General features: G+C 74.9%; 18 protein-coding genes. 10 read left to right on the forward strand and 8 right to left on the reverse strand.

The annotated features are described in order from the left end of the window. The first annotated feature begins 91 nt into the window (after positions 1–91). Genes ACZ52R_RS12230 through ACZ52R_RS12240 form a run of 3 tightly spaced genes read left to right on the forward strand, consistent with a single transcriptional unit; the run spans position 92 to position 2045 of the window. Entirely contained in the window at positions 92–670 is a 579-nt protein-coding gene (locus tag ACZ52R_RS12230) for a hypothetical protein (RefSeq protein ID WP_465621059.1), read from the forward strand. Further along, positions 667–1203 carry a hypothetical protein gene (locus ACZ52R_RS12235; protein WP_465753424.1) on the forward strand — a complete coding sequence of 179 codons (537 nt, stop codon included), beginning with the start codon at positions 667–669 and terminating at the stop codon, positions 1201–1203. Before ACZ52R_RS12230 ends, ACZ52R_RS12235 begins: the two co-directional genes overlap by 4 nt. Beyond that, positions 1200–2045: an MOSC domain-containing protein gene (locus ACZ52R_RS12240; protein WP_465621061.1), complete on the forward strand. Its 846-nt coding sequence runs from the start codon at positions 1200–1202 to the stop codon at positions 2043–2045. Before ACZ52R_RS12235 ends, ACZ52R_RS12240 begins: the two co-directional genes overlap by 4 nt. 35 nt (positions 2046–2080) lie before the next feature. On the opposite strand, the gene cobC is transcribed toward ACZ52R_RS12240, so the two are convergent. Next, positions 2081–3127, reverse strand: a complete 1047-nt coding sequence (gene cobC / locus ACZ52R_RS12245) for an Rv2231c family pyridoxal phosphate-dependent protein CobC (RefSeq protein WP_465753425.1) — start codon at positions 3125–3127, stop codon at positions 2081–2083. Beyond that, positions 3124–4461 (reverse strand): cobalamin biosynthesis protein, encoded by a 1338-nt coding sequence (locus ACZ52R_RS12250; RefSeq protein WP_465753426.1) that lies wholly within the window; start codon positions 4459–4461, stop codon positions 3124–3126. The genes cobC and ACZ52R_RS12250 overlap by 4 nt, the downstream gene beginning before the upstream one ends. A gap of 256 nt (positions 4462–4717) precedes the next feature. Between ACZ52R_RS12250 and ACZ52R_RS12255 the strand changes: the two genes are divergently transcribed. The 4 genes from ACZ52R_RS12255 (at position 4718) to ACZ52R_RS12270 (ending at position 8981) form a co-directional block, all read left to right on the forward strand. Then, a complete protein-coding gene (locus ACZ52R_RS12255; protein WP_360499555.1) occupies positions 4718–5668 on the forward strand; it encodes an alkaline phosphatase family protein in 951 nt (316 codons plus the stop codon). Positions 5669–5673: 5 nt separating this feature from the next. Then, positions 5674–7038 carry an MFS transporter gene (locus ACZ52R_RS12260; RefSeq protein ID WP_465621065.1) on the forward strand — a complete coding sequence of 455 codons (1365 nt, stop codon included), beginning with the start codon at positions 5674–5676 and terminating at the stop codon, positions 7036–7038. 20 nt (positions 7039–7058) lie between these two features. After that, positions 7059–8066, forward strand: a complete 1008-nt coding sequence (locus tag ACZ52R_RS12265) for a TolB family protein (RefSeq protein ID WP_465621181.1) — start codon at positions 7059–7061, stop codon at positions 8064–8066. A gap of 93 nt (positions 8067–8159) precedes the next feature. Then, positions 8160–8981: a hypothetical protein gene (locus ACZ52R_RS12270; RefSeq protein ID WP_465621066.1), complete on the forward strand. Its 822-nt coding sequence runs from the start codon at positions 8160–8162 to the stop codon at positions 8979–8981. Positions 8982–9048: 67 nt separating this feature from the next. Here ACZ52R_RS12270 and ACZ52R_RS12275 read toward each other — a convergent pair whose 3' ends face one another. Together ACZ52R_RS12275 and ACZ52R_RS12280 are read right to left on the reverse strand one after the other, a co-directional pair. Further along, complete coding sequence (locus tag ACZ52R_RS12275; RefSeq protein ID WP_360499561.1) at positions 9049–9345, reverse strand: DUF1330 domain-containing protein; 297 nt, start codon at positions 9343–9345, stop codon at positions 9049–9051. Between the two features lie 22 nt (positions 9346–9367). Further along, positions 9368–10321, reverse strand: a complete 954-nt coding sequence (locus ACZ52R_RS12280; protein WP_465621069.1) for an EamA family transporter — start codon at positions 10319–10321, stop codon at positions 9368–9370. A 136-nt stretch (positions 10322–10457) separates the two neighbouring features. Between ACZ52R_RS12280 and ACZ52R_RS12285 the strand changes: the two genes are divergently transcribed. Beyond that, on the forward strand, positions 10458–10970 hold the full coding sequence (locus ACZ52R_RS12285; RefSeq protein ID WP_465621071.1) for a MarR family winged helix-turn-helix transcriptional regulator: 513 nt from the start codon (positions 10458–10460) through the stop codon (positions 10968–10970). A gap of 255 nt (positions 10971–11225) precedes the next feature. On the opposite strand, the gene ACZ52R_RS12290 is transcribed toward ACZ52R_RS12285, so the two are convergent. Next, entirely contained in the window at positions 11226–11924 is a 699-nt protein-coding gene (locus ACZ52R_RS12290; protein ID WP_465621073.1) for a class I SAM-dependent methyltransferase, read from the reverse strand. 339 nt (positions 11925–12263) lie between these two features. Then, entirely contained in the window at positions 12264–13445 is a 1182-nt protein-coding gene (locus ACZ52R_RS12295; RefSeq protein ID WP_465621075.1) for an FAD-dependent monooxygenase, read from the reverse strand. Between the two features lie 116 nt (positions 13446–13561). Between ACZ52R_RS12295 and ACZ52R_RS12300 the strand changes: the two genes are divergently transcribed. Both ACZ52R_RS12300 and ACZ52R_RS12305 read left to right on the forward strand, forming a co-directional pair. Next, positions 13562–14161, forward strand: a complete 600-nt coding sequence (locus ACZ52R_RS12300) for a TetR/AcrR family transcriptional regulator (protein ID WP_465621077.1) — start codon at positions 13562–13564, stop codon at positions 14159–14161. Positions 14162–14236: 75 nt separating this feature from the next. Next, entirely contained in the window at positions 14237–15877 is a 1641-nt protein-coding gene (locus ACZ52R_RS12305) for a serine/threonine-protein kinase (protein WP_465753427.1), read from the forward strand. A gap of 72 nt (positions 15878–15949) precedes the next feature. Here the strand turns inward: ACZ52R_RS12305 and cpt are convergent, their stop codons facing one another. Beyond that, positions 15950–16486, reverse strand: coding sequence for a chloramphenicol phosphotransferase CPT (gene cpt, locus ACZ52R_RS12310; RefSeq protein ID WP_465753447.1), 537 nt, complete (start codon positions 16484–16486; stop codon positions 15950–15952). A gap of 30 nt (positions 16487–16516) precedes the next feature. Further along, positions 16517–17905 carry a cobyrinate a,c-diamide synthase gene (locus ACZ52R_RS12315; RefSeq protein WP_465621080.1) on the reverse strand — a complete coding sequence of 463 codons (1389 nt, stop codon included), beginning with the start codon at positions 17903–17905 and terminating at the stop codon, positions 16517–16519. Position 17906 lies beyond the last annotated feature (1 nt).

Here is a 17906-nt window from a genome sequence, read left to right on the forward strand (position 1 = left end):
GGGCAGGCGGGCAGGCGGGCAGGCAAGCAGGGCCCGATCGTGACCGGCAAATCGCTGGTCAACCGCCCCCGCCGGACCGAGAATTCATGGCATGACCCAGCAGCCGCTACTCCTCCTCGACGTGGACGGACCGCTCAACCCCTTCGCCGCGCCGAAGCGGCGGCCGGACGGCTACGGCACCTACCGGCTGCTGCCCGGCTGGTGGGTCGCGAAGCAGGAGCGGCAGGCGGCCGCGCAGGCCAGGCTGGCGACGCGCGCGAAGCACGCGAAGCGCCCGGCCGGCCGGGTCAAGCCGCTGCGGGTGTGGCTGAACCCGGCGCACGGGCCCGAGTTGCTGGCGCTGCCGTACGAACTGGTGTGGGCCACCGGGTGGATGAGCGAGGCGAACACCCACATCGGGCCGCGCATCGGGCTGCCCGAACTCCCGTACATCCGCTGGACGGAGATGTTCGGCGAGGATCCGGACGGGCTGCACTGGAAGACCCGGGACGTGGTCGCCTGGGCGGCCGGGCGGCCGTTCGTCTGGGTGGACGACGAACTCGGCCCGCAGGACGCCGAGTGGATCGCGGCAAACCACCCGGGGCCGGCGCTCACCCTGCACGTCAACCCCCGCATAGGCCTGTTGGCCGACGACTTCGCGGCCCTGCGGGAGTGGGCGGCCGCCGCATGACCGGGCAGCCGCTGCTCCTCCTCGACGTGGACGGACCGCTCAACCCCTACGCCGCGCCCAAGACCCGTCGCCCGGAGGGCTACCGGACCCACCGGCTGCTCCCCGAGTCGTGGGTGGCCCGCCACGCGCCGCAGCCGCGCGGGCGGGTGAAGCCGCTGCGGGTGTGGCTGAACCCGGCGCACGGGCCGGAGCTGCTCGCGCTGCCGTACGAACTGGTGTGGGCGACCACCTGGATGGACGAGGCCAACACCTTCATCGGGCCGCGCATCGGGCTGCCCGAACTCCCTTACATCCCTTGGACGGAGATGTTCGGCGAGGATCCGGACGGGCTGCACTGGAAGACCCGGGACCTGGTCGCCTGGGCGGCCGGGCGGCCGTTCGTCTGGGTGGACGACGAACTCGGCCCGCGGGACATCGAATGGATCGCGGCGAACCACCCGGGACCGGCCGTGGCGCTCTGGATCGATCCCCGGTTCGGCCTGCGCGAGCTGCATTTCGAGGCGCTGCGGGAATGGGCGGAGGAGGAGCAGTGAGCGGTACCGGCATGCGCGTCGGGGGTGGCATCGGCACGGTCGAGCGGCTGCGGCGCTACCCCGTGAAGTCCCTGCTGGGGGAGGAGCTGGACGCGGCCGACATCACCGGCCGGGGGCTGGCCGGTGACCGGGAGCGCGCGCTGCTCGACCTGGCGACCGGGCGGGTGGCCAGCGCCAAGCACCCCCGGCTCTGGTCGGGCCTGCTCGGGTACGCGGCGGCGGCCACGGCGGACGGCGGCGTGGCGATCACCGGTCCGGACGGGCGCGGCGCGGACGAGGCGGAGCTGTCCGAGGCGCTCGGCCGCAAGGTTGCGCTGGTCGCCGAACGCCCACCCGGCGCGACGGTCGAGCGGGCCGTGCCGGAGGAGGTGCTGGCGCACGGCATCGCGGCCGAAGTCGACGTCACGGTCAACGAGTTGGGCCGCGCCGCGCCCGACGGCGGGTTCTTCGACTTCGCTCCGCTGCACCTGATCACCACCTCGACACTGCGCGCCACCGGCTCCGAGGCCGAGCGCTACCGGCCGAACCTGGTGATCCGAACCGAGGATGAGGGCTTCGTCGAGAACGCCTGGGTGGGGCGGGAGCTGGCCATCGGCCCGACGCTGCGCCTGCGCGTCCTGGCGGCCACCCCGCGCTGCGCCGTCCCCACCCTGCGGCACGGCCCGCTGCCCCGCCGTACCGAGGCCCTGCGCATCCCGGCCGAGCGGAACCGGGTGGTCCCGCTGGAGGGCATGCCGGAGCTGCCCTGCGCGGGGGTGTACGCACAGGTGCTGGTGCCCGGGCGGATCCGGACGGGCGACGACCTGAGGCTGGAGGGGCTCAGGCTGGAGGAGCGTGGCTGAAGGAGCTGAGGCTGAAGGAGCGGGGCTGAACGAGCTCAGGTTGAACTGAGTACCGCCTCAAGGGCCTTGAGGAACCGGTCGGTGGTGTCCTGGTCCCGGACGGCGATCCGCAGCCACTCCTCGCCGAGCCCCGGGAAGGTGTCGCCGCGCCGGACCGCGAAGCCGTGCTCGCGCAGCCGCTCCCGGACGGCCGCCGCGTGCGGCAGCCGGACCAGCACGAAGGAGGCCGCCGGTTCTCCGTACATCCGCACCTGCGGGAAGGCGGCCAGGCCCTTCACCAGGTGGTCGCGCCAGAGGGCGAGTTCGGCGGCGGCCCGGTCCGCTTCGGCGAGCGCCGCCGGGCCGCTGCAGGCCTCGGCGGCGGCCAGCGCCGGGGTGGAGACCGGCCAGAGCGGCTGGGCGGCGGCGAGTTCGGCGATCAGCGGCGCGGGCCCGAGCACATAGCCGATGCGCAGCCCGGCCAGCCCCCAGGTCTTGGTGAGGCTGCGCAGGACGACGACCCGGCCGGGCAGGTCCCGCACGGAGGCGAGGGACTCCCGCTCGCCCGGCACGGTGTCCATGAACGCCTCGTCCACCACCAGGGTCCGCCCCGGCCGGGCGAGCGCGGCGACGGCCTCGGTCGGGTGCAGCACGGAGGTCGGGTTGGTCGGGTTGCCGAGGACGACCAGGTCCGCCTCCTCGGGGACGGCGCCGAGTCGGAACCCGTCCTCGGGGGAGAGCAGTACCCGGTGCACCCGGTGGCCGGCATCCCGCAGTGCCGCCTCCGGTTCGGTGAACTGCGGGTGTACGACGACGATGTGACTGGACGTCAGAGTGCGGGCCAGCAGGACGAAGGCCTCCGCCGCACCCGAGGTGAGCAGCACCTCCCCGACCGGGCGGGCGTGCCGGGCGGCCACCGCGGCGCGGGCGGTGCTCTGGTCGGGGTAGGCGGCGAGGTCGCCGAGGGTGGCCGCGAGGCGCTCGCGCAGCCAGGTCGGGGGCGTGCCGGTGCGGACGTTGACGGCGAGGTCCACCAGGCCGAGACCGTCGGCGCGGACCTCGGCGTCGCCGTGGTGGCGCAGGTCGGGTTCGGGGGCGGTCACGCGGGGTCTCCCTGGTGCTGAGTGGGGTGGGCGGAGGCGGTGGTGGCGCCGGCCGTGCCGTCGGCGGTGACGGCGGGCGGTCCGGGCAGGCGGTGGAGCTCGTACGGGCCGGGCGGCACGGTGAGTCCGGCGCCGTCGCCGAGGACGACCAGTGCGACGGTGTGTCCGTGGGCGGCGAGGTGCGCGGCGGCTCCGGCGGGGTCCAGGGGTGCCCCGGAGCCGTCCGCCGTCGTCCCGGCGGCGACGTCCACCGCGATCCGCCGGGTCGTCGGCCGGAGCAGCCCGGCCACCGCCTCGGCTGCTGCGAGCTTCTCGACCGCTGCGAGCGTCTCGAACGCCTCGGGTGTTCCCACTACCGCCGAGGCGCCGCGCAGTTCGGTGAGCGCGCCCGGCGTCGGCAGGTCGGGATCGCCTGACCCGAGGCCGACCAGGGCGAGCCGCCCGCGCAGCGTCGCCCGGGCGATCGCCACCGTAGTGGTCGCCGACTTCCGCTTGGCGACCACGAGCCGACCGCCCGGCGCGCCGGCCAGCGCCGCCGCCTCGGCGACGCTCGCCGTGCCGACGGCCGCCCCGACCACCGCGGACGGGTTCGGCACCGCCACCTCCGCCAGCTCCTCCGCCGGGTACTCGTCCACCGGCACCCCGCCGAGGCAGAACGCGGCCCAGCGCACCGCCGGGTGGTCCGCCTTGCCGGCCACCGTGGCCAGCCGGGCCACCGCCGAGCGGGCCAGGCCGGCCTCCTCGAGCGTGGCCGCCAGCAGCCGCATCGCCTCGGTCCGCCTGGCACCGCCGGTGGCGCCGATCCCGACGACGAGGGTGCGCGGGAGCACCAGCAGGTCGCCGTAACCCGGGTCCTCCCGGTCGGTGACCCGCAGGATCGGGGCGTCCTCGGGCAGGTCGGCTGTCTCGGGCGCGTCGGTCGCCTGGGCCGCCTCGGCCGGCTCGGCCCGGACCCCCGGGGGCGGCCCTGCCGGCGGCGCGTGGCCGGTGGGGACGGGGGTGACACCGAGGGCGGCCGCCACCTCGACGGACAGCTCCTCCGCGGCGTCCCCGCCGGCCATCGGGATCACCCAGCGCCGCTGCGGGTCCACGCAGAGCAGAGCGCTGCCGCGCGGAAGGTCGACGAGGCCGCCGGTCAGCAGGGAGACGACGGTCGGGAGCGGGGCGACGGCGACCACGAACCGGTACCGGCGGAGGGCGAAGTCCAGGACGTCGGGCGGCTGGGAGCAGTTGCCGCGGTAGGCCTGGTGGACGTGGCTGCTCTCCGGCCAGCGCGCGTGCAACTCGTCGGCGAGCGGGCGGCCCGGCCCGTCGATGGCGACCAGTCCGATCACGTACCGCACTCCTTGCCGTTCCCGGCCCTCCGGCAGCGGGCCCCCGCGATCCCACCACGGGCGGCCGGAGGGGGTCAATCGCGGAGGGTGTGACGCGGCTCAAGCCCGTGCATACAGGGCCGTGCAGTCGGGCCCGACGGCCGAGGGGGAGACAGCTGTTCGTCTGTTCTTCACCTGTCTTGTGCCGTACACGACACCGGCGCGATCCTACTGTTCTCGGCGCTCCAGCCAGGCAGCCCGACGCACGGAGGACCCCATGGCCTTCGCACGACCCCGCACCCCCGGAACCCCCACCCCCCACCGCCCCCAGCGCAGACTCCGCACGGCCCGCCCGCTGACCGCCCTCGCCGCCGGGCTCGGCCTGATCGCCGGCTCGCTCGGCCTCTGGGCCGCGGGCGGCAGCGCGGCCGCCGACACCGCCCTCGCCGACACCGCCACCGGCCTGCCCGCGCCGGACCACGTGGTCGTCGTCGTCCTGGAGAACCACGCCTACTCGCAGGTCATCGGCAGCTCCAGCGCCCCGTACATCAACGGCACGCTGGTGGCCGGCGGCGCGCGGCTGACCCAGTCCCACGCGCTCACCCACCCCAGCCAGCCCAACTACTACATGCTGTTCTCCGGCAGCTCGCAGGGCATCGTCGACGACAGCTGCGTGGACGTCGGCGCGCTGCAGGGGCCCAACCTGGCCTCCGAACTGCTCGCCGCCGGCCAGACCTGGGCCAGCTACAACGAGGGCCTGCCCGCCCAGGGCGCCACCGACTGCCGCGTCGACAACTACGCGCAGAAGCACAACCCGTGGTTCGGCTTCGGCAACGTGCCCACCGACAGCGCCTACGGCATGGACGCGTTCCCGGCCGACTACAGCACCCTGCCCAAGGTCTCCTTCGTCGTCCCGGACCTCTGCGACGACATGCACGACTGCTCCGTCGGCACCGGCGACTCCTGGCTGCAGAGCAACCTCGACGCCTACGCGCAGTGGGCGAAGAGCCACAACAGCCTGCTCGTCGTCACCTTCGACGAGGACAACAGGCTGTCCGGCAACCGCATCCCGACCCTGGTCTACGGCGCCCACGTCGCCCCCGGCAGCAGCACCGCCACCACCTACAACCACTACGACGTGCTGCACACCCTGGAGGACCTGGCCGGCCTCGACGCCCACGCGGGCAACTCGGCCGGCGCCGTCGACATCACCGGCATCTGGAACTGACGCCCGTGTACGTCGCGGACTCCCGCAGCTCGAAGGCGCCCGCCGCACCGGCCACCGGCCCGGTGCGGCGGGGCGCCGTCCCCGGCACGGTGCTCGCCCTCGGCACCGTCAGCCTGGTCACCGACATCTCCTCCGAGATGGTCACCGCCGTCCTCCCCCTTTACCTGCTCACCGGGCTCGGCCTCTCCCCACTCGGCTTCGGCCTGCTCGACGGCATCCAGAACGGCTTCAGCGCCCTTGTCCGCCTCGTCGGCGGCCACCTCGCCGACCGCCGGGGCCGCGACGGCGCCGCCCGGCACAAGGCCGTCGCGGCCGTCGGGTACGGACTCTCCGCGCTCTGCCGGCCGCTGCTGCTGCTCGTCCACACCGTGCCGCTGATCGGCGCGGTGATCGCCGTCGACCGCACCGGCAAGGGCCTGCGCACCGCACCCCGGGACGCGATGATCTCGCTCGCCACCGAACCCGCCCACCGCGGACGGGCGTTCGGCGTACACCGGGCGATGGACACGGCCGGCGCCCTGCTCGGACCGCTCACCGCCTTCCTGGTGCTGCGGCTCGCCGGCGGCCCGCTGCTCGCCGACGGCGGCGAACGGCACGGCTACGACGCGGTGTTCACGGTCAGCTCCTGCGTCGCCGCCCTGGGCGTCCTGATCCTGCTGCTGTTCGTGCCGAACCGGCCGCGATCCGACGATCCGTCAACTATGGCTCCCTCGCTGCGTGACAGCCTCACCCTGCTGCGCCTGCCCGGGCTCCGGCGGCTCGCCCTCTGCGCCGTCCTGCTCGGGCTGACCACCGTCAGCGACTCCTTCCTCTACCTGCTCATCCAGCGCCGGCTGGGCCTGTCCGTCACCCTCTTCCCGCTGCTGCCGCTCGGCACCGCCGCCGCCTTCCTGCTGCTCGCCGTCCCGCTCGGCGCGCTCGCCGACCGGATCGGCCGCCACCGGCTCTTCCTCGCCGGACACGGCGTGCTGCTGCTCGCGTACGGGCTGCTGCTCTCGCCGCTGCGCGGACTGCCGGCGGTGATCTGCGTCCTGGTGCTGCACGGCGCGTTCTACGCGGCCACCGACGGCGTGCTCGCCGCCGCGGCCGCCGACGCCGTACCGGCCGAGCAGCGCGGCGCCGGGCTCGCCCTGGTCGGCACCGGGCAGGCGCTGTCCCGGTTCGCCTGCTCGCTGCTGTTCGGCGCGCTGTGGGGCGCGGTCGGCGGCCCGGCGGCGCTGGGCTGGTCGACGGGGGCGCTGGCGCTGTGCGTGCTCGGCGCGGCGGCGGTGCTGCGCCCGTCCGAACCGCTGACCGTGGCCGACGGCGGACCTGCCGGACCTGCTGCTGACTGCGATGCCGCACCCGTCGCCGCCGAGGAGAGCTCGTGAACCTGCCGAACCGGACCAGGATGATCATCCTGCTGGTCGCCGTCGTGCTGCTCGGCGCGGTCGGCACCGGGGCCGTCCTGCACGCGGCCGGCCGCACCGCCCGCCGGGACCAGGTCCAGCCCGGTGGGCCGTCCGTCGAGTCGGGCGCCGTCTCCCTCCAGGTGCCCGGCAGTGGACGCCGGTTGCTGTTCCGCAACATGGCCTGGGGTCCGCACCGGGACGAGATCACCACCGTCCCCGCCGACCGCCCCGACGGCCCGCGCACCGCCTCCGGCGTCCAGTGCCTGCGCTTCCACGCCGCCGCCGGCACCGGCATCTGCCTGCAGGCCCAGCGCGGCGCGCTGGAGGACACCTACCGGGCCGTCATCCTCGACGACCACCTGCGCGAGCGGCGTTCCTTCCCGGCCGCCGGCATCCCCACCCGCTCCCGGGTCTCACCGTCCGGGCACCTCGCCGCCTGGACGGTCTTCGTCAGCGGCGACTCCTACGCGGGCAGCGACTTCTCCACCCGCACCTCGATCGTGGACGTCCGGGACTGGAACCTCCGGGAGAACCTGGAGGACTTCGCGGTCATCCTGGACGGCCACCCGTACCAGGCGCACGACACCAACATCTGGGGCGTCACCTTCGCCGACGACAACACCTTCTACGCCACCGTCGCCGGCTCCGGGCAGACCCACCTCGTCCGCGGCGACCTCACCGCCCGCACCCTCACCGCCCTGCACGACAACGTCGAGTGCCCCTCGCTCTCCCCGGACGGCACCCGCATCGCGTACAAGAAGCGCGTCCCCGGCCTCCCCGCCGACGTACCCTGGCGGCTGTACGTCCTCGACCTCGCCACCATGACCGAGACCGCCACCGCCGAGCAGCGCAACATCGACGACCAGGCGCTCTGGGACGGCAACGGCACCCTGGTCTACGCCCTGCCCGGCGACTACGGCGCCGACCTGTGGACCGTGCCGGCCGACGGCTCGGGCAGCCCGCACTCACTCACCAAGGCCGCCGTGGCCCCCGCCTACCTGGGCTGAGGAACTCTCGGATACGGTCCCACGTCGAGCACAGTGCGACGTCCTGATCGAATGTCCGGATCGAACGTCCTGACCGATGGGGAGCGAGCAACCATGGACGGCATCCCACCCGAGCGCATGGTGACCGACTCCTGGCCCGCCCTGCACGGCCGCCCCGTCCTGCGGCGCACCGTCGCCGTCGGGCTGGTGCTGTGCGTGTCCGTCGCCGCCGCCCTCGTGGTGCGCGGCGTCAACGCGCTCACCGTCGGCCGCACCGGCCACGAGACCGACCGCGACCGCGCCGAACGCCTGGCCGGCCTCCACCCCTCCCAGCACCCGGGCGTCGGCCGGTACTACGTCCCGGTCGGCGCCGTCTACACCCACACCTCCGACGGCGCCCCCGTCGCCTACCTCCACTACCGCCTCGGCGGCGGCAAGGCCCCGGGCGTCGGCGACTTCCTCAGCGCCTACGACCTCCCCGCCCCCGGCCCGGCCGCCCCCCTCCCGCCCGACCTCGTCGCCGCCCTCGGCGGCGACGAGCCGGCCGAGGCCCCGGAACTCCCCGACGGGCCGATCAGCTCCCCCGCCCCGACCTTCTCCCCGTCGGCCGTCCCCTCCGCTTCTCCGTCCCCTTCGGCCTCCCCCGCTCCCGCCGAGGACACGCCCGTCCTGGCCCCCGATGGCGATGCCGATAGCGATGGCGATGGCGACGCCGGCCTGGAGGCAGCTCCGGAAGCTGCCCCAGAAGCCGCTCCCGAAGCAACCCCCGAGGCGACCCCCGACGACGAGCCCGTCGTCACCACCCCCGTCCCCACCCTGACTCCAGCCCCCACCCCGACGCCCACCCACACCCCCACCGCCCGCCGCATCTACGTGGCCGCCATCCCCGGCGGCCTCTCCGGCGCCGCCGACATCTACATCCGCGCCACCGGCTGACCTCGCCGCCGGGCATGCCGAAGCCCCGCCGGTGCGCGGCGGGGCCTGGACGGTTCGGGTGGCGGCGTCAGCCGGGCAGGCCGGGGACGGCGGCGATGGTGACGGGGTGGCCCATGGTGCTGATGCGCCAGGTGGCGAGGGCCTGGTAGGCGGGGGAGTGGTACCAGCCGTGGGCGTCGGCCTCGGTGGGGAACTCGAGGATGGCGGTCTTGGTGTAGGCGGTGTCTCCCTCCAGCCGGGCCGGGGCGGCGAAGGCGAGCAGGCGGCCCTGGTGGGGCTCCATGGTGGCGCCGACATTGGCGAGGTAGTGGCCGAGGTCGGCGTCGGGGGTGCTGTCGGTGCGGGTGATGACGATGTAGTGCATGGCGTACTCCGTGCGGTAGTGGTCAGCGGGTGGCAGAAACGACAGGGATGGCAGTGGTGGCAGGAGCGAGAGGAGCGACAGGGTTGGCGGGCGTGGTGGGGGCGGTGACGGCCTTGGGCCGCCGGGCGGGGGCCTGACCCGCGAACATGGCGCCGAGGGCGAGCGTCAGGCCGAGGAGCTGCCACCCGGTGAGGGTCTGGCCGAGGACGACGAGACCGCCCACGGTCGCGACCACCGGGTTGATCAGGCCGAGGAACGAGGTCGGTCCGGCGCCCAGCCGCTCGATGCCGCGGAACCAGAGGATGTAGCCGAGGGCGGTGCTGAAGAGGCCGAGATAGGCGAAGCCGGCCAGGTTGGCGGCGCTCAGGGCGGGCGGTGCGCCCTCGACGAGGGCCGCGAGCGGCACCAGGAAGACCGAGCCGGCGAGGAGCTGCCAGGCGGTGAGGTCGAGCAGGGTGGCGCCCTCTGGGCGGCCCCAGCGGCGGGTGAGGACGGTGCCCGTGGCCATCAGCGCGATGGCGGTGACCATCGCGGCGATCCCGACACCGTCCAGCCGGGCGCCGCTCTTGAGCACCAGGAGGGCGACGCCGCCGACTCCGATCAGTCCCGCGAGCAGTGCGCGCCGTCCGGGCCGTACGCCAAGGACGCCGATGGAGAGCCCGGCGACGAGCAGTGGCTGGATCGCCCCGATGGTGGCCGCGACCCCGCCGGGCAGGCGGTACGCGCCGACGAAGGTGAGCGGGAAGAACAGCCCGATGTTGAGCATCCCGAGCACGGCCGCGCGCCCCCACCAGGCGCCCTTGGGCAGTTTGCGGCCGATCAGCAGGAGCAGCAGTCCGGCCGGCAGGGCGCGCAGTGCCGCGAGCAGCAGCGGGCGGCCTTCGGGCAGCAGCTGGGTGGTGACCAGGTAGGTCGTGCCCCAGGCGGCCGGGGCGAGTGCGGCGGTGGCGGCGATTGCTGCGCGCTTGCGGTCCATGACGGCCATCCCCTGAACGTTGATTATCTGAACGTTGAGATAAGTTCTACGCCCCCAGGTAGGTGAACGTCAAGTATGTGAAGGCTAAGATATTTGGACGGGGGTCCGCGAAGCAGAACCAGGAAGGCGGCACACCATGGAGCAGCGCGACACCGTCGACGACATCGTCGAGCAGTGGGCGAGGACCCGTCCCGACCTCAACCCGAGGGCACTGGCCCTGATCGGCCGGCTGCGGCGACTCAACGTCCGGGTCGACGCCGCCCTGCGCGAGTACTTCACCTCCTGCGGCCTGGACTCCTCCGAGTTCGACGTCCTGGCCACCCTGCGGCGCTCCGGCGAGCCCTACGAGCTCAACGCCCGCGCCCTCCTCAAGTCCGCCATGGTCACCTCCGGAGCCATCACCAACCGGGTCGACCGGCTGGTGGCCAAGGGCCTGGTCGAGCGCAACCCCTGCCCCGACGACCGCCGCGCCGTCCTCGTCCGCCTCACCCCGGCCGGCAAGGAGCTGATCGACGGCGCCCTGGCCGGCCACGTCCGCAACGAGGAACGCATCCTCGCCGCGCTCGACGACGACGAGCGCACCCAGCTCGACGGCCTGCTGCGCAAGCTCCTCATCGCGCACGGGGACACCGAACCCCTCCTCGGCTGAGCGGCGACTCCGGTCGACGCGGGGGAGGGCCGGCGGGGAAGGATCGACGGGGAGCGTGACGCGGAGGCGGGCGTGTCCAGCGCCCGCCCGTCCGCGTTGACTCCGGCGGAACCGCACCCGCGGACCCTGCGGAACCGCACCGGAGGAGAAGCGCCGCGCCGACCCCCGGCGCGGCACCTTCGGCAGCGGCGCCTGACGGGCTGCCCGGCCGTACGTGCCGCCCGGCTGTACGAAAGGCTCAGGCGGACGCGCCGCTCAGCGGTACGCGACCAGCGCGTACCGCTCGTCGCACACCGGGCCACCCCACAGCTCGTCGTCCCCGCTGAGCGGCTCGACCCGCAGCTCGGCCACCAATGGTCGTACGGCACCGGCGAGTTCGTCCGCCCCGATGCCGCCGCTCCACGGCAGCCGCTCCGCCCCGGCCGCGTAGGGTGCCACGGCCTGCCCGGCCTCGCGCCACCGGCCCTCGATCAGGACCAGCCGGCCGCCCGGGCGCAGCAGCCCCACCCAGGCGCGGAGGGCCCGCTCGGGCTCGGGCAGCGTCCAGATCAGGTGGCGCGACAACAGGACGTCGAAACCCTCGCCCCCGACCGGCGGTGCCGCCGCATCACCCACCAGGACCCGGCCCGGCAGCCCCGCCGCCGCGAGCTTCGCCCGCGCCCGCTCGACCATGCGCGGTGCCAGGTCCACCCCGGTCACCCGGTGCCCGTCCGCCGCGAGCAGCGACGACAGCGAGCCCGTGCCGCACCCCACATCGAGCACGTCGCAGGCCTCACCCGGCACCCACCCCCGAACCCGCCGCACCCACGCCGCCCGGACGGAGGCGTCCCGCAACCCGTGGTCGGGCTCCTCGTCGAAGGCCTCGGCGGCCGCGTCCCAGTACTCGGCGATGTCGGGGCCGGAGCCGGAGCCGGGGTCGGAGGCGGGCCCGCTGGAATCGTCGGAGTCGCTCATGCCGGGCATTGTCCCCACCGCCACTGACACCGGCCGTACCGCTGCTCACCAGGCCGCTCCCCGGCGACGACCACGGCGAGGTGGTCGAGCCGTGAGCCCCAAGCGCGGTGACGACGTCCCGTCGCCGCCCATCGGTGACGAGTGGCGGCTGCGGATCGGTACGAGCGAGGCCGCCAAGGGCTGGAGTACGAGGTGACCGCAGGGGGGCGGGTGCGTTACCTGGTGGACGAGGCGGGCCGGGCCGTGCATGTCGTCTACGCCTCGTCCCGGCATCCGAAGGACACTGACGCGTAGTCCGGGCGGCCCGGTCCGCGCCGTCTCCGGTGCCTTGCGGCGCCCTCAGGCCGTCGCGTCCAGGGCCGGCGGCTGCCAGTCGTAGATCGGGGCGGAGCGGCGGAGGAGGGCGCGGGCGGGGAGGAGGCCGGCGAGGGTGAGGGCGCTGGTGCGGAGGAGGGTGGCGACGGGGGTGCGGAGGGCGACGAGGTCGCCGATGCGGCGGGAGGCGGTGACGATGGCGGTGGTGCGGGGGAGGCGGGTGGCGGTGTAGGCGGGGAGGGCGGTGGCGGGGTCCGTGGACGGGGTCAGCAGGGAGGCGAGGACGACGGCGTCCTCGATGGCCTGGCAGGCGCCCTGGCCCTGGAAGGGGCACATCGCGTGGGCGGCGTCGCCGAGGAGGGCGACCCGGCCCTGGTGGTGGGCGGGCAGCGGGTCGGCGAGGTCCCAGACGTCGTGGCGCAGGACGCGCTCCGGCTCGGCGAGCGCGAGGAGTTGGGGTACGGGCGCGCACCAGGTGCCGTACCGGCGCAGGAGTTCGGCCTTCTCGTCGCCGTCGGCGGCGCGGGCGCCGGCCGGGGCGAGGGCGGCGCCGTACACGTAGACGCGGCCGTCGGCGAGCGGGACGATCCCGGCGAGCTGTCCGCGTCCCCAGATCTCGCCGGCGGCGTCCGGTCGGCGGGTGGGGGTGACGATGGTGCGCCAGGTGGTGAAGCCGCTGTAGCGGGGGCCGGGGTGCTGGGGGAAGAGCAGGCCGCGGGTGGCGGATCGGATGCCGTCGGCGGCGACGACCAGCCCGGCGGGCCGGTCGCCGTCCGGGGTCCGGACGACGGCGGGTTCGGTGGCGCTGCCGGGGGTGACGAGCGAGGCGGGCGAGTCGGTGCGGACGGTGCCGTCCGGGAGGGCGTCGACCAGGGCGGCGATGACATCGGCGCGGGCGACGGCGGCGATCGGGTCGCCGAATTGGGCCTCGAAGGTGGCGGTGTCGGTGCGGGCGAGCCAGCGGCCGGAGGGGTGGCGCAGGCCGATGGCGGGGTGCGGGGTGGCGAGGGCGCGCAGGCGTTCGCCGACGCCGAGCCGGTCGAGGGCGCGCAGGGCGTTGGGGGCGAGGGCGAGTCCGGCGCCGACGGGTTCGAGCGAGGCGGCGCGTTCGTGGACGGCCACGGGGATGCCCTGCCGGTGGAGGGCGAGGGCGGCGGTGAGCCCGCCGATGCCGCCGCCGATGACGATCGCCTGGTGCCTGTCCATGGGTGGGCTCCTCATCTCGCACTACGGCTGTAGTTAGCGCTGCCCGCACACCGTACTACGGATGTAGTGCCGCAGACTACTGCCGTAGTAGGTTGGGACGCCCGAGGAGAAAGGCCATGATCGGACCCATGACGCCCCCGCGCCCGACCCTGATCGCCGACGCAGCCATCGCCCTGATCGCCGAACGCGGCCTGCGCGGGCTGACCCACCGCGCCGTGGACGAGGAGGCCGGGCTGCCCGCCGGCTCGACCTCCAACCTCGCTCGGACCAGGGCCGCCCTGCTCGAGGTCGCGCTCACCCGGATCGTCGAGCGGGAGACCCGGGAGCACCCCGTCCTCACCGGTGAGCCGCCGGCCGACACCCCGCCGCGCGAGCTGCTCGTACGGGTCGCCGCCGATCTGCTGTTCCAGGCGCTCACCACCGGACGCCGGCTCACCCTGGCCCGGCTCGAACTCGCCCTGGAAGCCACCAGGCGGCCCGAACTGCGCGCCGTCTACGACCGGTTGGGCGCGCGCTTCGCCGACGCCGCCGCCGTCCTGCTCGCCCGGTGCGGCTCGACCGACCCGGCAGCCGACGCCCGACGGCTGGTCCGCTGGTGCGACGGCGTGCTGTTCAACGCGACGGCCGGCAGCGGGCACTGGCGCACGCCGATGCCGGAGGAACTGCGCGACGATGCGGCGCGCTACCTCGACGCGCTGCTCACGGCGGCAGAGTAGGAGCCCGGGGGAGAGGCCCGGGTCGTCCCGCTTATACTCCGTTACTCCGTGTGCTCGATCGGCCAAGGGGGAGACATGAGCGTGGTCAGCCTCGTCGCACCGGTGTTCCTCCTGCTCGTGCTGCTGGTGGTGCGGGTGGTGACACTTCCGCTGCTGCTGTGGCTTCAACGGGCGACGCGCCAACGGGCGGCGGCGGCCGTGGGTGCGGGCGCCCCGGTCAGTCGGGTGCCGTTCATCGCCGCGCCGCTGGTGGGGCTCGTCTGCGCGGCAGGGCTGGATGCCCTGTTGTTCCTCGGCGACACCGACACCCTCCGGATGCTGCGGGAGCCGATCGACACCGACAACGTGCGCTACCTGAGCAGGGAGGCGCACCTGGCCCTCCACACGGCGAGGCTCTGGTACCTCGTTCCCGTGATCTCGGCCCTGGTGCTCTGGCTGCTGTTCTGGTTCCTGACCCAGCGCAACCTGCTGACCGTCCGCATGCCGGAGCAGGTCCGGTCGGCACGTGCCACCTGGCGCCGGGTCCTCGGCCTGCTCGCCCTGCGCGCGGTGATCGGCGTGTTCGCCCTGCCGTACTGGCTGGTCTTCGCCGTGCTGCTGTTCCAGATCGGTGCGGTCGTCACCAGCAGGCGGCACGAGCCGGTCGTCACCGGGTCGAACACCGCCGCACCGGCCACCCCTGCGCCGAACGCGGCCGCGACCACCCCGGCGCCGCAGGCGTACGTTCCGACGCAGCACGTTCCGGCCGCCCCGCCGGTGCCGCAGTTCGCGCCGCCCGTGTCACCTGCGCCGCCCGTATCACCTGCCCCGCCCGTGGCCCACGGTCCACTCCGTGTCCACGAGCCCCGCACGATCGGCGGCTACCAGCTCCTCGGCCGGATCGGCTCCGGCGGGATGGGCACGGTCTACCTCGCCCAGCGCCAGGGCTCCGCCACCCAGGTCGCCCTGAAGACCATCAACCTCGAACTCCTCGACGACGCCGAGCTGTTGCGCCGCTTCCAGCGTGAGTCCGAGGTGCTGGCCATGGTGCCCGGCGCCTACACCGCCCGGGTGCTCGACGCGGGCGTGGACGCCGGACGTCCGTACCTGGCCATGGAGTTGCTGGACGGCCGCCCGCTGGACGTCCACTTGCGGGAGCAGGGGCCGATCCGCTCCGCCGAGGCGCTCCGTGCGCTCGCGCTGGCGCTGGCCGTGGCGCTGTCCGGGGTGCACCGGCTCGGGCTGATCCACCGGGACCTCAAGCCGGCCAACATCATGCTGACCACGGCCGGCCCGCGCCTGCTGGACTTCGGCATCGCGGCGATCGTGGACGGCACCCGGCTCACCGCCACCGGCGGCGGGCCCGGCACCCTGACGTACATGGCGCCGGAGCAGTTCGGCGATGAGCGGGTCGGTACGGCCGCCGACGTGTGGGCCTGGGCGTGCTGCGTGGTGTGCGCGGCGCACGGGGCCAGCCCGTTCGCGGCGACCAGCACCGGCGCGGTGATCCGCCGGATCGTGGACACCGGGCCCGAACCGACCGCGCTGGCGGCGGTCCGGGCTCTCGACCCGGCGCTCGCCGCCGTCGTCACCCGCGCGCTGGCCATCGACCCGGCGCAGCGCCCGGCGGACGGCGCCGCCCTGCTGGCAGTGCTGGAGGCGGCCCAGCCGACGACGCCGGACCCCGTGGCCGTCGACGACCAGATCACCCGGGGTTGGCGGACCCTGGTCCTGTAGCGGCTCTGCCCGCGACCGTCACCCGGGGCGGATGGGCGCGGGCGGTCACCCGGGGCGGAGGGGCGCGGGCAGTCAGCCGCGGGCGGACACCCGCGCGAGGATCAGCTCGGCGCACTCGTCCGCCGAGGTCCGGGAGCTGTCCACCACCAGGTCGTACGCGACCCCCTCGTGCACTGCTTCCGCCTGCGCGGCGGCCATCCCGGCCACCCGGTCGCCGCGCGCGGCCTCCCGGGCCGCGGCCACCGCCGGGTCGCAGCGCACGCCGACCCAGAGCACGTCCAGGCCCTCCAGTGCCGCCCGCCAGCGGGCTTGCGAGGCGGTGGTGCCGAGGAACACCTCGTCCACCACGATCCGGGCGCCGGCCCGGGCCATCGCCGCCACCCCGACCGTCCAGGCGGCGTCCAGCGCGGCGAAGGCCGGCCCGACCTCGACCGTGCCGGTCCCGTCCTCCAGGGCGCCGATGCCCTCCCCGCCGCTGCGCAGCGAGGGCGGCAGGGCGCCGACCATGGTGTCCGCGCCGAGGTGCAGCCACGGCTGCGGCAGCAGTTCCTGCAGACGGTGGGCGATGCTGGATTTGCCGGAGCTGGAGCCGCCGTTGAGGACGATCACATGCATGCGCGCATCCTACGCAGTCGCCCCCTACACGGCGGCCGCCCCGCGCGGAGTGCCGTCGTAGGCCGCCGCCGCGGCCGCGAAGGACGCTGCCAGCGCCGGCGCCCCCGCCCAGTGCAGGTGCAGGTAGGAGGCGTGCACCCGGCCCGCGGCGAAGCCCTCCGTGCGGGGCCCGGTCGGCAGGCGCCAGCCCCAGGCGGGGTGTTCGCCCGCGCCCGGTTCGCACACCGTCCGGTGGAACTCGTGCCCGCGCACCCGGGTGCCGGCCGCCGCGAGCGGTGAGTCGTGCAGGGCGACGGCCTCCCGGTAGCCGAGGGTGAGGCGCTCGGTCATCCGGGCCTCGGTGTCGAGCACGCCGCACATCGGCAGGCCGTCCAACTCCCGCCCCAGATAGAGCAGTCCGGCGCACTCGGCGGCGATCGGCCCGCCCGACGCGGCGAAGGAGGCGATCGCCGAGCGCAGTTCGGTGTTCCCGCTCAACTCCCGTACGTACAGCTCCGGGAAGCCGCCGCCGATGACCAGCCCGGCGGTTCCCGCCGGTAGGGCCGTGGCGTGCAGTGGGTCGAACGGGACCACCTCCGCCCCGGCCGCGCCGAGCAGTTCGGCGTTCTCGGCGTACGAGAAGGAGAACGCCGGGCCGCCCGCCACCGCGATCCGCGGCCGACCGGCCACCGGGGTGACCTCGGCCGACGGGTCCCACGGCTCGGCGTCCACATCGGGTGCCGTGCGGGCGAGTTCCAGCAGCGCGTCCAGGTCGACGGAGGAGCCGACCAGCTCGCCCATGTCGGCGACCGCCTTCAGCGCCTCCGCCGAGCGCTCCACCGCGGGGATCAGCCCGAGGTGGCGGGACGGCGTGGCGACCGCCGCCGAGCGGCGCAGCGCGCCCAGCACCGGCACGCCGGAGCCCTCCTCCAGGGCCTCGCGCAGCAGGTGCTCGTGCCGGTCGGAGGCGACCCGGTTGAGGATCACCCCGGCGAGCCGCACCTGCGGGTCCCAGGAGGCGAAGCCGTGCACCAGCGCGGCCACCGAGCGGGACTGCGAGGAGCCGTCCACCACCAGCACCACCGGTGCCCGCAGCAGTTTGGCGACGTGCGCGGTGGACGCCAACTCCCCGCGCCCGGAGGCCCCGTCGAACAGGCCCATGACGCCCTCGACCACCGCGACGTCCGCGCCCGCCGCGCCGTGCAGGAACAGCGGCGCGATCCGCTCGGGACCGCACATGAAGGCGTCGAGGTTGCGGCCCGGGCGCCCGGCGGCGAGCGCGTGGTAGCCAGGGTCGATGTAGTCGGGGCCGACCTTGTGCGGGGACACCGCCAGCCCGCGCGCGGCGAGTGCCGCGATCAGGCCGGTGGCGACGGTGGTCTTGCCGGCGCCGGAGGAGGGCGCGGCGATGACGAGGCGGGGGACGGTGCTCAAC

The organism is Kitasatospora sp. NPDC034023, from assembly GCF_055575795.1.

Excerpts from the sequence above, each read along its gene's own strand:
- ACZ52R_RS12230 (WP_465621059.1), top strand. The coding sequence starts at position 92 with ATGACCCAGCAGCCGCTACTCCTCCTCGACGTGGACGGACCGCTCAAC.
- ACZ52R_RS12235 (WP_465753424.1), top strand. The coding sequence starts at position 667 with ATGACCGGGCAGCCGCTGCTCCTCCTCGACGTGGACGGACCGCTCAAC.
- ACZ52R_RS12255 (WP_360499555.1), top strand. The coding sequence starts at position 4,718 with ATGGCCTTCGCACGACCCCGCACCCCCGGAACCCCCACCCCCCACCGC.
- ACZ52R_RS12265 (WP_465621181.1), top strand. The coding sequence starts at position 7,059 with ATGATCATCCTGCTGGTCGCCGTCGTGCTGCTCGGCGCGGTCGGCACC.
- ACZ52R_RS12270 (WP_465621066.1), top strand. The coding sequence starts at position 8,160 with ATGGACGGCATCCCACCCGAGCGCATGGTGACCGACTCCTGGCCCGCC.
- ACZ52R_RS12275 (WP_360499561.1), bottom strand. The coding sequence starts at position 9,345 with ATGCACTACATCGTCATCACCCGCACCGACAGCACCCCCGACGCCGAC.
- ACZ52R_RS12280 (WP_465621069.1), bottom strand. The coding sequence starts at position 10,321 with ATGGACCGCAAGCGCGCAGCAATCGCCGCCACCGCCGCACTCGCCCCG.
- ACZ52R_RS12285 (WP_465621071.1), top strand. The coding sequence starts at position 10,458 with ATGGAGCAGCGCGACACCGTCGACGACATCGTCGAGCAGTGGGCGAGG.
- ACZ52R_RS12290 (WP_465621073.1), bottom strand. The coding sequence starts at position 11,924 with ATGAGCGACTCCGACGATTCCAGCGGGCCCGCCTCCGACCCCGGCTCC.
- ACZ52R_RS12295 (WP_465621075.1), bottom strand. The coding sequence starts at position 13,445 with ATGGACAGGCACCAGGCGATCGTCATCGGCGGCGGCATCGGCGGGCTC.
- ACZ52R_RS12300 (WP_465621077.1), top strand. The coding sequence starts at position 13,562 with ATGATCGGACCCATGACGCCCCCGCGCCCGACCCTGATCGCCGACGCA.
- ACZ52R_RS12305 (WP_465753427.1), top strand. The coding sequence starts at position 14,237 with ATGAGCGTGGTCAGCCTCGTCGCACCGGTGTTCCTCCTGCTCGTGCTG.